Here is a 14,218-nt window from a genome sequence, read left to right on the forward strand (position 1 = left end):
GTCGAATAAATTTTTAACTTAAATTCAAAATAAAATTTTAACACAATTTTAACATTGCATTCATATAGGATTCATAGTAATTTTGGCAAATAAATTGCTCAAAAGATGAAAACAATTCCCCAAAACACTTCCTTAAACCCGCAAATTATTAAAAAAATGGTGATGGTGGAAAAATAAAGTGTTCGACATACATTTATTTATTTTTCATATTAAAATCTACTTTAAAACCTTTAACTTTGCATAAAATCATTTTGATGGAAGAGAATTATTCTAAACATTTTGTCGCAGTAGACTGTATTATCTTCGGTTTTGATGGAGAAAATCTTAAAATTCTCTTGATTAAAAGAAATTTTGAACCCAACAAAGGAGATTGGTCATTGATGGGAGGATTTATCAATGAACAAGAAAGTTCCGATCAAGCGGCCAATCGTATTCTAAATGCGTTGACAGGTTTGGAAAATATCTATCTTGAACAATTGAATACTTACACCGCGGTTGACCGCGATCCCAGTGCCAGAATTATGTCGATATCGCATTATGCATTGATTAACATTCAGGATTCTATTCAAATCAATGAGAAATACAGCGCTAAATGGTTTGATTTAAAAGGTCACCCGGATTTGATTTTTGATCACAATGCAATGGTAAAAGATGCTGTCCTGAGACTGAGAAGAAGAGCAACCACTAGACCGATCGGCTTTGAACTGCTTCCTGAAAAATTCACAATGAAAGATCTGCAGAATCTTTACGAAGCTATTTTTGACGAAAAATACGACAAGCGAAATTTTACCAGCAAAATCAATGCTTTAGATGTATTGGTAAAAACCAGCGAAAAAGATATGAGTTCGTCTAAAAAAGGGTCTTTTCTCTACACTTTTGACGAGGAAAAATACAATAAAAAAATTGCGGAAGGTTTTATGTTTAAAATTTAAGATTAGAAACTTCCGGTAAATTTCACCTTAATTCCCAACTGAAAATTGGCAATCGTCTTGAAGATTTCGATTAAGGTTACCCTTTCTATTTTGGTGAGTTTACTAATTTCGACATAATTATTGGGATGTTTTTTATCGATATTAATTTGATTTGCCTGATTTTTTAAGCGGAGCGCCATCAAGTAATAATACGATTGATGCATTTCATTATACTGCTGCTGCGTGAAAATACCAATTTCCGTCAGTTTTTTCATTCTTTCTCCTGTATTTTCCATTTCCAGATGGTTTTTCAATGCATAAACACGAACCAAATCCACAATTGGAGACATTGCCGTTTTGATATCGAAAACTTCTGATTTTCCGATGGTCTGGGTTTTTATTCTTTTAAAAAAAGTCAAAGGTGGTTCGTATTGCAATGCATTTTTTGCAATATGTGCAAAGAAAATTTGATTGGGCGAAACGAGTTTTTCTTTGATAAAAGTTTTCAGTTCGCGTACAATATTTTCGTCACCGTAAATGAAACGAAAATCAAAAAAAGTGGAAAATTTCATTGCATTTTCCGGTACAGATTCTTCAATCCATTGGCTGTAATTTCTTTTCCAATGAGAAAGAGAATGTGTCCATTTGGGATTGCTTGCCATAAAGCCGCCTTTGCAGTATTCGAAACCAATCGTATTGAGGTCGTCTGAAACTTTTTTGGCAAAATCCAGAAAATATTCCCGAACCATTTCCCTGTGTTCATTGGCCTTGTCTTCGTAGATGATTCCGTTATCCTGGTCGGTACTCAGCGTCTGCTCTTTCCTTCCTTCACTTCCGGTGACAATGAAGGCAAATTTCGCAGGTGGTTTTCCTATTTCCTTTATAACTTTTTCTATCACTTTTCCGGTGATGGTGTCGGCAATCGTAGTAATGACCTGACTGGCAATTTCGCCGTGCACTCCCCTTCCCAAAAGCTGATTGATAATATCCGGAACCTGATTCCATTTTTTGCGGAGTTCCTCTGTATTTTCTGCCTGCTTTACGGATTGAATAAACACGAGCGGACTCTGCGCCTGCTCGCTCAGCAAACGGTTTCTGCTCAGAAAACCGACATATTCTTCCTCATTTTTTACCAAAAGATACCTTGATTTGGTTTTGAACATCATCAGAATCGCTTCATAAAGATAGGCATCGCTGGAAATACTAACAATCGGATTATCCATCACTTCCGAAATGGCTATTCTTGAATCCAGACAACGAGCGATGACATTATCCCTTAAAGTAATATCTGTCGCATAACCAATAATCTCGTCACTCTCCGATTTTTTGATAAAAATACAGCTTACCTTATTGACTGCCATCATTTTAGCAGCTTCAAAGACAGGCGTATTTTCATCACACGAAACGATGCTTTTGTAAGCAATGCCTTCAATTTTTCTGGAATACAACTGGTCGGCTGCGAAATAACTTTCCTCGAAAGTGGCGGGTGTTTTTACAAAATGAGAAAACTCCTCATCCAACATTTTTTTACCAAAATCTGAAGTGAAATAGTGAAAAAAATCTTCGTAAGCATTACACAATTCGTAAAATTCCTTTCTGGGTAAGGTGTAAACCACGGTTCCTTTTTTGGCTATGGCAGATTTCAATGCACGAACCCTGTTCAGAATAATGGAAATTCCGCCAAAACAATAAGGTTTATGATGTTTGGTTACCGCTCTTTTGTTTTCTGAGGCATCGAAAAAAAAAGTTTCATACTCGCCGGATGCAATAATGCTTACGCCTGTCATCTCCGTCACATCTTGACGATAAATAAGGGTATCTTTAGCAAACTCGGTTTTTGTAAGGTACTCAGAAATTTCTACAAGAACCGTTTCTGGCAAAAGATGGAAAGGTTCTGTTATTTTTAATAACGAAACAACTTTTTCCTGCATAGTTATTATTTCATTTTATTTGTTAAAAATTTCAATTTAGATTCGATTTCGTGATGTATTTTCTGAAATTCGTCTTCCGGTATTTCTCCACGGGAACGGATTTCAAAAAAACATTTTGCCGTCATTTCCGCATCAATCATCGCATCGTGAGAGCGTTCCATTTTTTCCTTGAAAAGAAATTCAAAAAGCTGGTTCAAGCGAAGATAATTGACGTTTGGATTCAAATTATAGTCATTACTTTTAAGCATTGTACAGTAAAAATGACTTTGCTGAAAAGGATTTTCCAGATTAGCTCTATAAAAGTCACAGCTCAACGTATCAATATCAAATTCTGTGAAATGTCCAATGATTAACGGTTGATATTTTTGAATATCTGCTGAAAGTTTTTCTAAAACAAAACTTCTTGCTTGTCCGTTTTTGCTTAAAAATTCTTTAGTAATTCCGTGTATTTTGAATGATTTGGTACTAATTTTCAAATCATCAACATCAATATAACAATTTTCTCTTTTAATTTCGTTACCGTTTTCATCATAAATAATCCACGAAACCTGAACTGCTGAAGGCCAGTTATCTGTGTCCGAATAAGGTAAATCCCAACGTTTTGGAATTCCCGTGGTTTCGGTGTCGATAAAAAGGAGATGTTTTTTCAAAGTTTTTGTTTAATAATTTTTAAAATTATTCAAGAATGAATTAATCTTTTTTCCCAATCCAGCCCAAATGAGTGTGTTTAAAATCATCATTGAATTTCAGTCCGTAACCAAAAATCCTATCCATTGATGAATGAGCAAATAAAATGATTCCCACCAATGAGAATAGATGATTATTTAGCCAGAAACCCAACACAAAAATGAAAACTGCAACCAACTTATGATGGAAAAAATTATAGAGTCCTGCCCCAATCTTCGGGTTGACCAGATAACCAATCATTGATAAATCAGGCAGAAGAAGACAGGCAGGAAAAATCCACCACGCATATTCTAACCGACTGAAAAGAAATATTGAGAGAAGAAATTGTCCAAGTTCCTCAAGAGTTAAAATATTTTTCATTGACTTTGTCATATTCGTTGATTTTTATTACCATACAAAAGTCTAAAACTTAAAATCAATATCTCTTGATAAAAATCAAGAACTTTCGGTTTGCCGTTTTCTTATTCTGCTGAATGTTTCAGGCGTCATTCCTAAAACCGAAGCAATGTATTGCAAAGGAACCTGATTAAACAATGCTTTGTTCTGTCCAAAATACAAGGCATATCTTTCCTCCGCCGTCATTGATAAATGAGAAAAAATTCTGTCCTCAATCATTGCAAAACATTTAACAATAAACTTTTTCTCAATTTCATTCCATTTGGGAAATTCTTTACACAGTTGATGATAGTCTTTTTTGGTAATCGTTAATAATTCTACATCCGTAAAAGCCTGTATGGTCCAGCGATTAGGCTGATTAAAAAAGAAACCCCTGATTTCTGTCATCAAAAAATTTTCGGTAGAAAGCCATTGGGTAATTTCTTTTCCTCCCTCAGACAAAGCATACACCCGTAAGATTCCTGATTTTACAATGCTTAATCTATCGCAAATCTCGTCAGATTTTGTAAAGAAATCATTTTTATTGAGTTTTTCTTCGTGAAAATATGAATAAATTAAAGCCAATTCCTGATGAGTAAGCTGTCCAAAATTTTCTTGCATCAATTTATCGAAATCTTCCATCGTATCATTTATTATCTCCCACAACTAATTTAGAGAAATTTGTCTGATTATAAGACTTAGCTATTTGTTTTAAACAAAAATAGGACGCCAATAATGACATCCTATTTTTTATTGATTTTAAAATTACCAGAATCTCACATAAAGTGCGGTCAGTAAAAGAACCGTTACGACAATCATAACCAAAGTTCTGTTATCTACTTTGAACATCGTTGCATCAATCGCAAAAGCTTTCGGATTCACTTTCGGGCCGGATAAACTTATCATCACCATCACAACAACTGTGATAAAGAATGACCAACCCATATTAATCAAGAACGGAATTTCTGTAATCGTGTGAACCACGCCGTTTTCTAATTTTTCATACGTGAAAGCTGTGTACAACCAAGTCTCTTTCCCGAAAATATCGACAGCAAAACTGTTGAAGAAAATCGCCAGTAAAAAGCCAAGAAGAACGCCGACCAAAGCTGCTGTTCCTGTTGTTCTCTTCCAAAACATTCCCAAAAGGAACATCGCAAAAACACCCGGACTGATAAATCCTGTATATTTCTGGATGAATGTGAAACCACCTTCTCCTCCGATTCCCAAAACATCCGTCCACGTAAATGCCAAAGCAACAGCCATTGCGATAATAATTGCCCAACGTCCTGTTCTTACCATCTGGATTTCGGTTGCATCTGCTTTCAGATATTTTTTATAGATATCTAAAGTGAAAATCGTCGAAATACTGTTTACTTTTCCAGCCAAAGACGCTACGATTGCTGCCGTCAATGCTGCAACTGCAAGACCTTTAAGCCCCGTTGGCAAAAATCCTAAAATAGCCGAATAAGCACCATCTTTTACCCCATTGAAACTAGGCAAATGCCCTTTTGTATATAAAACATACGCTGCAATTCCGGGAAGCATTACGATAATCGGCATAAATAATTTTAAAAATCCTGCGAATAAAATTCCGGTTCTTGCGGTTTTCAAATCAGCACCTAAAGCACGTTGTGTGATGTATTGGTTACATCCCCAATAATTCAGGTTAACAATCCATTGCCCTGCAAAATACATCGCCAAGCCCGGTAGAACCACATATTTCTGAACATTCAGATTTTCCGGCATTGCCAAAGTTGTAGTAGTTGTCGTTGGCTTATCAAGCATTAATTTGAAGTGTTGCGGTGCTTCGTTCATCAAAGTCTGAAAACCTGCAAAAGCATTTCCTACAGCCACGCCGTTGATTCTCTGGTCAACAATCTGAAGAGCCATATAAACCGTTGCAAAACCTCCGATAATCAAAACTGCTACCTGAATCACATCGGTGTATCCGATTACTTTCATTCCTCCTAAACCAATCAGTAAAGCCATAAGAAGTAATCCGACCATTATAATATGAAGATTATCTCCACCCAACAATGTATCAATTGCCAAAGCTCCAAGATAAAGAATTGAAGTAAGGTTTACAATTACATACAGAAACAGCCAGAAAACAGCCATAATCAGCGAAACCGATTTGTTGTAACGGGTTTCCAGAAATTGGGGCATTGTATAAATCTTATTTTTAAGGTAAATCGGAATGAACCAAACCGCAATGATAATCAATGCAATCGCTGCAATCCATTCGTAAGCTGCCACAGCAATTCCTACGAAAAATCCTTCCCCACTCATCCCGATAAACTGCTCCGCCGAAATGTTGGAAGCAATCAAACTGGCACCAATCGCCCACCAGGTAAGTGAACCTTCGGCAAGGAAGTAATCTTTACTGCCAGTAGCTGCAGATTTTTTTCTGTTGTAAATCCAGATTCCGTAACCGGCTACCACCACAAAATAAACAAGAAATATGATGATATCAATCGTTGCTAAGTTTCCCATAATTTATTTTTTAACTGAGAATTTATAAATCGTTTTAGTCTGATATTTTTGTCCCGGCTTCAATTCTGTTGAAGGGAAAGAAGCTTGGTTCGGAGAATCCGGAAAATGCTGGGTTTCTAAGCAAAAACCTGTTCTGAATTCATTTTTTCCGCCGGTTTTGGTATCGAATTTTCCATCTAAGAAATTTCCGGAATAGAACTGAACGCCTGGTTCATCTGTCAAAACTTCCATCACTCTACCTGATTCAGGATGATACACTTTTGCTATACTTCTCAGTCCGCTTCCGTTCAGAATCCAGTTGTGATCGTAGCCTTTTCCTTTTTTCAATTGGTCTTCATCGGCGTTGATATCTTTTCCAATCGGTTTTGAAGTGGTAAAATCAAAAGGACTTCCTTTTACCGCTTTTTCCTCTCCAGTCGGGATCAATGTTTCATTTACAGGTAAGAATTTATCTGCATTGATTTGCAATTCGTGATCGGTAATCGTTTTTGAGAAATTCCCTGAAAGGTTGAAGTACGAATGCTGGGTAAGATTCACAACCGTTGCTTTATCCGTTGTAGCTTCGTAAGAAATCTCCAAAGCATTGTCGTCTGTCAAAGTATATAAAACAGTTGTTGCTAATTTTCCAGGATAACCTTCTTCGCCATCTGCACTTGTATAAGTCAATTTCAAAGTTGGAAATTTCGCATCTTTTACAGGCTCAATATTCCAGAATTTGGTATGGAAACCTTCTTTTCCACCGTGAAGACTGTTGGGTCCGTCATTTTTATCAATATCGTAAGTTTTACCTTCCAAAGTGAATTTTGCATTGGCAATTCTGTTTCCGTAACGACCAATCAAAGCGCCGAAATAGTAAGGATTTCCGTTGAAATAATCTTCCGGTTTTGTGAAACCTAAAACGACATCTTCATATTTTCCGTTTTTATCGGGAGCTGTGAGTGAGGTGATAATGCCTCCAAAATTGATGACTTCCACCTTCATCCCGTTTTTATTCGTTAAAGTATATTTTTTGATGGAATCGCCTTTCGCTGTTACTCCGTAATCTGAAACCTGTATGTTTTCCATATTCTCTTTTTGAGGCTGATTATTATTTTCTTTTTTATTGCACCCGAAAATACATAAAAGCGCAATAATAATCAGGTTATAAGTTATTTTTTTCATAGTCTGAATGATTTTGCAAGATTAACGATAATAAATTTCATTCCAGCGAAGGGTATTCTTAAAATCACGGATTTTTGTGTCTTCATCGATAACAAGAGATTCAATTCCTGCAATTTCTGCAAAATCTTCCAGCTGCTCTGCACTGATGTTTTCACTGTAACACGTGTGATGCGCTCCACCAGCCAAAATCCAGGCTTCTGCAGCCGTGTACAAATCAGGAAGCGGCTTCCAAAGAACTCTTGCCACAGGAAGTTTTGGTAATTCTTCAGTGATTTCCAACGCTTTTGTTTTGTTAATTAACAGCCTGAAATGATTTCCGAAATCCATAAGAGCAGCATTGAGAGAATCAAGATTTCCTCTTGAATTGAAAACCAAACGAACCGGGTCTGCTTTTCCACCAATTCCCAACGGATGAATTTCACAAGACGGTTTGTCAACCGCCAAAACAGGGTCAACTTCCAGCATATGAGAGCCTAAAACCGAAGGATTTGAAGGATTGAGATGATAGGTGTAATCTTCCATAAAGGCATTTCCTCCTTCAAGACCTTGTCCCATCGTTTTCATCGCACGAACCAAAGCGGCAGTTTTCCAGTCACCTTCTCCTGCAAAACCATAACCTTTTTCCATTAACCTCTGAACGGCAATTCCCGGAAGTTGTTCCAAACCGTGAAGGTCTTCAAAAGTATCTGAGAAACCTTTGAAATTTCCATCTTTCAGGAATTTTTCTAATCCTAATTCTATTCTTGCAGCGGCTTCAAGAGATTTTCTGTTGCTTCCGCCTGAAAGGAGAGATTTAGCCATTTTGTATGAGGCCTCATATTCTTCAATTAAAGTTTTGATTTCGCTATCGCCAATGGAATTGACAACGCTTACCAAATCCCCGATTCCCCAAGTGTTTACCGAAAATCCGAATTTGGTTTCCGCTTCTACTTTATCACCATCGGTTACGGCAACATATCTCATATTGTCGCCAAAACGAGCGAATTTTGCACCTTGCCAATCGTCCCAACCTGCCGCAACACGGCTCCAGTCCCCGATTTGTTTTTGAACTCTTTCATCAGCCCAATGTCCTACAACTACTTTTCTGTTTTTGCGGAGACGGCTTACCATAAACCCGAATTCACGATCGCCGTGCGCTGCCTGATTCAGGTTCATAAAATCCATATCCATCGTAGACCACGGAATATCCTGATTGAACTGTGTATGTAGGTGCAGCATTGGTTTTTGCAAAGCGGTCAAGCCACGAATCCACATTTTGGCAGGTGAAAACGTGTGCATCCAGGTTACAATTCCGATACAGTCTTTTGAGAAATTAGCAGCTGTAAGGGTTTCAAAAATTTCTTCCGTAGTTTTTACCGTTGGTTTCAGAACAACTTTTACCGGAATTGATGAAGAAATATTAAGCGCTTCAACAATTTTCTGTGAATGTTCTGCAACCTGCGCTAATGTTTCAGGTCCGTATAAATGCTGGCTTCCGGTGATAAACCAGATTTCTTTTGTATTGAGAGGTGTTAACATATTTTATAAATGATAAATGATAAATGATAATAATGGTTTTTGTTTTATAATTAAACCTTCAAGGTTTTAAAAACCTTGAAGGTTTGTTTACCGCAAAAAGTTTTCACTGTCCGTAATAGGCATTTTTGCCGTGTTTTCGTTCGTAATGTTTTTTAATGAGCGAATCTTTCAGTCTTGGTGCATTGGGATTTATTTGTCTGGTGCGATACGCCATTTCTGCAATGGTTTCGAGAACTTTGCTGTTGTAAACGGCTTTGTCCGCATTTTTACCCCAGGTGAACGGTCCGTGATTTCCGATGAGAACCATTTCTACTTCTTCGTAAGACAGTTTTTTTTCTTTGAAGCAGTCCAGAATCTGGATTCCAGTGTTGTACTCGTAGTTTCCTTCGATTAAATCATCACGCATTGGCGGTGCACAGGGAATATCTGTTGTCAGATGATCTGCGTGAGTCGTTCCAAAAATAGGAATGTCCATTTGAGCCTGCGCCCAAGCGACCGAATAAATAGCGTGAGTATGTGAGATTCCGCCGATGTTTTCCCAATTTTTGTAAAGATAAGCGTGGGTTTTGGTGTCGGAAGATGGTCTTAAATTTCCTTCGACCACATTGGCATCGTAATCTAAAATCACGATGTCTTCCGGCTTCAACAATTCGTAAGGAACACCGCTTGGTTTGATGGCAAAGATTCCTTTTTCACGGTCGACCGCACTTACGTTTCCAAATGTGTAAACGACAAGCTTCAAGGCATCCAACTGCATATTGGCTTCGTAACATTCTCTCTGAAGTTCTTTATAGATGCTCATTTTATTATATTTTTTAACGCAAAAAGAGCGCAAAGTTTTTTTATTTATTTTTTAAAGTTGCCTTTGTTATTCCGTAGGAATCTCTACAAAATTTACTTAGATTCCTACGGAATGACAAAATTGTGTTTTTATGTTAATCGTTGTTTTTATGTTGAATCTGCAGCCCGACCTGAGTGGAGCTCTTTTTGTGTAGCAAAGCGGAACAAAAAAGCGGGAACGGAGGGCGGATAAAGCTGCCATAAAATCTTTGGTTATTAGTTGTTATTTTAAAATTGAATGTGATTTCTATCAACTATAAACTGTCAACAATCAACTTCTTCTTTGATTTGATATTGTTTTCCGTGAAGTCTGCAAGAATCTGATATTGACTCATTAATTCCGTATATTTTTCCACGTGTTCTGTCTGCGGGAAATATTCTGCTTCGAAACCGGAACCCATTTTCTGGCTTGCGTCTTGGACATTCGGATAAATTCCTGCTGCAACGGCTGCGTAAATTGCGGCTCCCAATGCCGGAGCCTGGTCGGATGCAGCTACGACAATAGGCATATTGAGGACGTTTGCCAAAGTCTGCATAATGAACGGAGATTTTCTGGCAACACCGCCGATTCCGATGACTTTTTCGATTTTCACGCCTTCTTCTTCGAAACGGTCAACGATTTTTTTGGAACCGAAACAAATGGCATTCACCAATGCTTTGAAAATATGCGGTGCTTTTGTTCCGAGTGAAAGATTGCTGATAGCAGCTTTCAATTCCTGATTGGCATCGGGAGTTCTACGTCCGTTCACCCAATCCAATGCGATAGGAACGGCTTCGGAAAGAGGAATTTTTTCGGCTTCTAAAGTGAGATTTCGGATGAGATTGTTTTCTATTTCTTCTTTTAAAAGTTGTTTTTGATTGTCATCAATGATATTTGAATTCATCAGAATATTATGGACTGGCCAAGTAAGAATATCTTTGTACCAAGCCAACAAATCTCCGAACGCCGACTGACCAGCCTCAAGACCCATCAACCCCGGAATAACCGAACCATCTACTTGTCCGCAGATTCCTTTGACCGTTTTGTCTCCGATAATTTCGTTAGGTGCAACCATAATATCGCAGGTGGAAGTTCCCATAATCCTAATCAAAGTATTCTCCTCCACTTTTGCGCCGACTGCTCCGGAATGGGCGTCGAAAGTTCCTACGGCAATCACTGTGTTGGTTGTCAAGCCTAGTTTTGCTGCCCATTCCTGGTTTAAATTTCCTGCAACCTCATCAGAAGTGTAAGTTTTATCGTACAACCTGTCACGAAGTTCAGCCAATGACGGGTCTAACTGACCGAGGAAATCCTTTGACGGAAGTCCGTCCCACAACTCGTGCCACATCGCTTTGTGACCGGCCGCACAACGGCTTCTTTTGAAAGTTGCCAAATCCTGATGGTCGGAAAGTAGAAATGTGATATAATCGCAATGTTCCATCCAGCTGTAAGCCCCATTTTTCACATTTTCATCAACTCTGTTGATGTGGAGAATTTTCGCCCAAAACCATTCGGAGGAATAGATTCCGCCTTCAAATTTGGTATAATCTTCGCCGCCCCAATTTCTCGCCAAATGGTTGATTTCCTCGGCTTCTGAAATTGAAGTATGGTCTTTCCACAATACCATCATTGCATTTGGATTTTGTTCGAATCCGGGAGTCAAAGCCAATGCAATTCCTTCTTTGTTTACCGGAAGCGGTGATGAACCAGTGGTATCAATACAAATGCTGACAATACTTTCGGGTGCTACTCCACTTTCTTTGACAATATCGGAAATGGTTTTTTCCAAGCCTTCAATATGATCTAAAGGATGTTGACGGAATTGATTTTGTTCCGGCTGGCAGAATTTTCCTTCTTTCCATCTTTGGTAGTAGCTTACGGATGTTGCGAGCTCGGCTCCGTTTTCTGTATCAATCAGGACTGCACGAACGGAATCTGTTCCATAGTCTAACCCGATAACATATTTCTTCATTGTTGCGATGAATTAATTTTTATTAATTTTTATTTTGGTAGACCCTTTACTTCTGCAGGCTCAGCACAAGCTTGGCTCAGGGTGGCATCTCTAATACTAAATGTCTAGGTTGAACGAAATCGTTGCATTTCTATTAAGAGATTTAAACAAATATAAATTTTTATTTTAAATAAATGTAAATATTACACTTATTTTTTATTTTTCTTTTATTGATGGTATTTAACAGCTATTTTATCTTTAAAACAACGAAAGAATTGGCTGGGATTTGAACAGAAAATTTCCCTTTTTTAATCACAGAATTCTCTTCAAGAGGTTTTATGTTTTCTGTTTGGAAATTATTTTCGGCAGAAAGTTGAGAAGCTGTCAAGGTTGTTTTAGTCAGTTTGCTTCCTAATTTGATATCTTTTGGATTGATTTCAATTGATTTTTCGTGAGAATCTGTATTGACAATTTTAATGATTACTTCATTATTTTTCCTGTCATTCACCGCCGATGCAAAGAGTTGATTTTGACCTTTTACAGCATTCCCGTTTTCAGAAATTTTAATTAAATCAGTTCCTTTATTGTTTGAAAAAAGTTTTTGAACATAATAATTCGGTGTTGCGTAAGACTGCAAATTATTAAACCAAATCAAATCCGGTGTCCATTGCCAACCGTCTGCGTGGGCAAAAAGCGGTGCATAGGAAGTCATCTTTACCACATCTGCATTTCTTTCGAGCCCTGTCATAAAAGCGGCTTCTGATAATGCCGTTTGCCAGTTATTTTTATTGTCAGGTTTTACTACACCAACCGATTGTGCAGCATATTCTCCTGCAAAAACTTTTGGTCCGGAACGGTCATAAACATCATAGCGTCCGGCATTTTTTGTAAACCACTCCGGTGAATTGTAATAATGCTCATCGACAATTTGTGCATTGAGTTTTTTGAGTTCTTTCCAACCGTATTCAAAAAATTCTCCGTCGGGCGACGGTCCGCTTCCTGAAATGATTTTAATATCAGGATATTTGGAATGAATGGCTTTTTCAAAAATCTTGTAACGCTCGATATAATCTTCTCCCCATTGCTCATTCCCAACACCGATATATTTCATATTGAATAGTTTCGGATGTCCCATTTCAGCACGAATTTTACCCCATTTTGTATTTATATCACCGTTGGCAAATTCAATTAAATCCAAAGCATCCTGAACGAAAGGATTTAATTCCTCCAAATGAACCAATTCGGCTGTGTTGAACTGGCACGCCATTCCACAACTTAGAATCGGTAAAGGTTCTGCTCCCAAATCTTCGGAAAGCTGGAAATATTCATAAAAACCTAATCCGAACGACTGATAATAATCGGGAGTCAGGCGATGGGCAAATCCGGAACTCCATTTGTTGATGAGATATTCCCTGTCGGCGAAATTTCCTAAAGTTTTTTTCCATTGATATCTTTCTGCAAGTGTTCTTCCTTCGACAATACAGCCACCGGGAAAACGTAAAAACCCAGGTTGCAAATCATATAATTTCTGAACCAAATCTTTTCGCAAACCACTTTTTCGTCCCTTCCAAGTGTCTTGCGGGAAGAGCGAAATCATATCCATATTTACCACGCCGTTTCCGGTAAAAGTGATTTGAAGTTTTGCTTTTTCAACTGTTCTTGATGGAGAAAAAACAGCCGTATATTTTTGCCATCCTTTTCCTTTAATGAGAATGGGAACTGTCGAGATTATCTTTCCGTTTTCATCAATCAGACTTGCGTTGACGGCAGAAATGTTTCCGGATACATTTTCCAAGTCGAAACTAAAATCATACTTCGAGCTCTGATGAAGTCCGATTCCCCTGAAACCTTCATTTCCCAAAATATAATTTTTATCATTGTAAACTGTTATTCTCGCGTAGTTTTTATTGGTTTTGGAATTATCCGAATAAATCGTCAAAAAACCGGAATCCAGATTGGGAGAAAGTGTTTTTGTGTTTTGCTGTTTCCAGCCCGTCAACGGTTCATTAAATTCAAAACTTCGATTTTTGATGAGCTCGGCATAAATACCGCCATCTGCTGCAAAATTGATGTCCTCAAAGAAAATTCCGTACATCGTTGGCTGGATTTTGATGTTGGTAGATGTTCCGTCCAAATCTAAAGTAAACTTTGAGGTTTGTGCCGATGAAAATGCAACGCAACCTGAAAGAAGAAGGGTGAAGATTTTATTTTTAGTTTTCATTGATACTATTTTTTGATTGTTCAAACAGACACCTCGACTATGCTCAGTGTGACATCTCTAATAATGAACTTTTAAATTGAATGGTATTTCTGTTTATTGATAAACCTTATAGGTTTTAAAAACCTATAAGGTTTCCTAAATTGAGAATAG

At 37.7% G+C, this 14,218-nt stretch carries 11 protein-coding genes; 1 reads left to right on the forward strand and 10 read right to left on the reverse strand.

All coding sequences use genetic code 11. From position 1 onward, the window contains the following. Positions 1 to 254: 254 nt before the first annotated feature. Positions 255 to 932, forward strand: a complete 678-nt coding sequence (locus tag ABD745_RS12670; protein ID WP_344830333.1) for an NUDIX hydrolase — start codon at positions 255 to 257, stop codon at positions 930 to 932. A 2-nt stretch (positions 933 to 934) separates the two neighbouring features. Here ABD745_RS12670 and ABD745_RS12675 read toward each other — a convergent pair whose 3' ends face one another. From ABD745_RS12675 to ABD745_RS12720, 10 genes are all read right to left on the reverse strand, one after another. After that, the gene (locus ABD745_RS12675; protein ID WP_344830335.1) at positions 935 to 2,842 is read right to left on the reverse strand and encodes a DUF294 nucleotidyltransferase-like domain-containing protein; all 1,908 of its coding nucleotides are present in this window, start codon (positions 2,840 to 2,842) and stop codon (positions 935 to 937) included. Between the two features lie 5 nt (positions 2,843 to 2,847). After that, positions 2,848 to 3,492, reverse strand: coding sequence for a 3'-5' exonuclease (locus ABD745_RS12680; RefSeq protein WP_344830336.1), 645 nt, complete (start codon positions 3,490 to 3,492; stop codon positions 2,848 to 2,850). Positions 3,493 to 3,532: 40 nt separating this feature from the next. Further along, complete coding sequence (locus ABD745_RS12685) at positions 3,533 to 3,889, reverse strand: DUF4260 domain-containing protein (RefSeq protein ID WP_344830338.1); 357 nt, start codon at positions 3,887 to 3,889, stop codon at positions 3,533 to 3,535. A gap of 75 nt (positions 3,890 to 3,964) precedes the next feature. After that, complete coding sequence (locus tag ABD745_RS12690; protein ID WP_344830340.1) at positions 3,965 to 4,525, reverse strand: Crp/Fnr family transcriptional regulator; 561 nt, start codon at positions 4,523 to 4,525, stop codon at positions 3,965 to 3,967. A gap of 144 nt (positions 4,526 to 4,669) precedes the next feature. Then, complete coding sequence (locus tag ABD745_RS12695; RefSeq protein WP_344830343.1) at positions 4,670 to 6,397, reverse strand: sodium:solute symporter family transporter; 1,728 nt, start codon at positions 6,395 to 6,397, stop codon at positions 4,670 to 4,672. Between the two features lie 3 nt (positions 6,398 to 6,400). Next, positions 6,401 to 7,558: an aldose epimerase family protein gene (locus ABD745_RS12700; RefSeq protein ID WP_344830346.1), complete on the reverse strand. Its 1,158-nt coding sequence runs from the start codon at positions 7,556 to 7,558 to the stop codon at positions 6,401 to 6,403. Between the two features lie 21 nt (positions 7,559 to 7,579). Continuing rightward, complete coding sequence (gene araA / locus ABD745_RS12705; protein WP_344830347.1) at positions 7,580 to 9,076, reverse strand: L-arabinose isomerase; 1,497 nt, start codon at positions 9,074 to 9,076, stop codon at positions 7,580 to 7,582. 103 nt (positions 9,077 to 9,179) lie between these two features. Continuing rightward, positions 9,180 to 9,878, reverse strand: coding sequence for an L-ribulose-5-phosphate 4-epimerase (locus tag ABD745_RS12710; protein WP_344830349.1), 699 nt, complete (start codon positions 9,876 to 9,878; stop codon positions 9,180 to 9,182). Positions 9,879 to 10,170: 292 nt separating this feature from the next. Beyond that, positions 10,171 to 11,868, reverse strand: a complete 1,698-nt coding sequence (locus ABD745_RS12715; protein WP_344830351.1) for a ribulokinase — start codon at positions 11,866 to 11,868, stop codon at positions 10,171 to 10,173. Positions 11,869 to 12,094: 226 nt separating this feature from the next. Further along, the gene (locus ABD745_RS12720; RefSeq protein ID WP_344830354.1) at positions 12,095 to 14,068 is read right to left on the reverse strand and encodes an alpha-L-arabinofuranosidase C-terminal domain-containing protein; all 1,974 of its coding nucleotides are present in this window, start codon (positions 14,066 to 14,068) and stop codon (positions 12,095 to 12,097) included. Between the last annotated feature and the right edge of the window lie 150 nt (positions 14,069 to 14,218).

Source organism: Chryseobacterium ginsenosidimutans, from assembly GCF_039536845.1.
GTDB lineage: Bacteria > Bacteroidota > Bacteroidia > Flavobacteriales > Weeksellaceae > Chryseobacterium > Chryseobacterium ginsenosidimutans_B.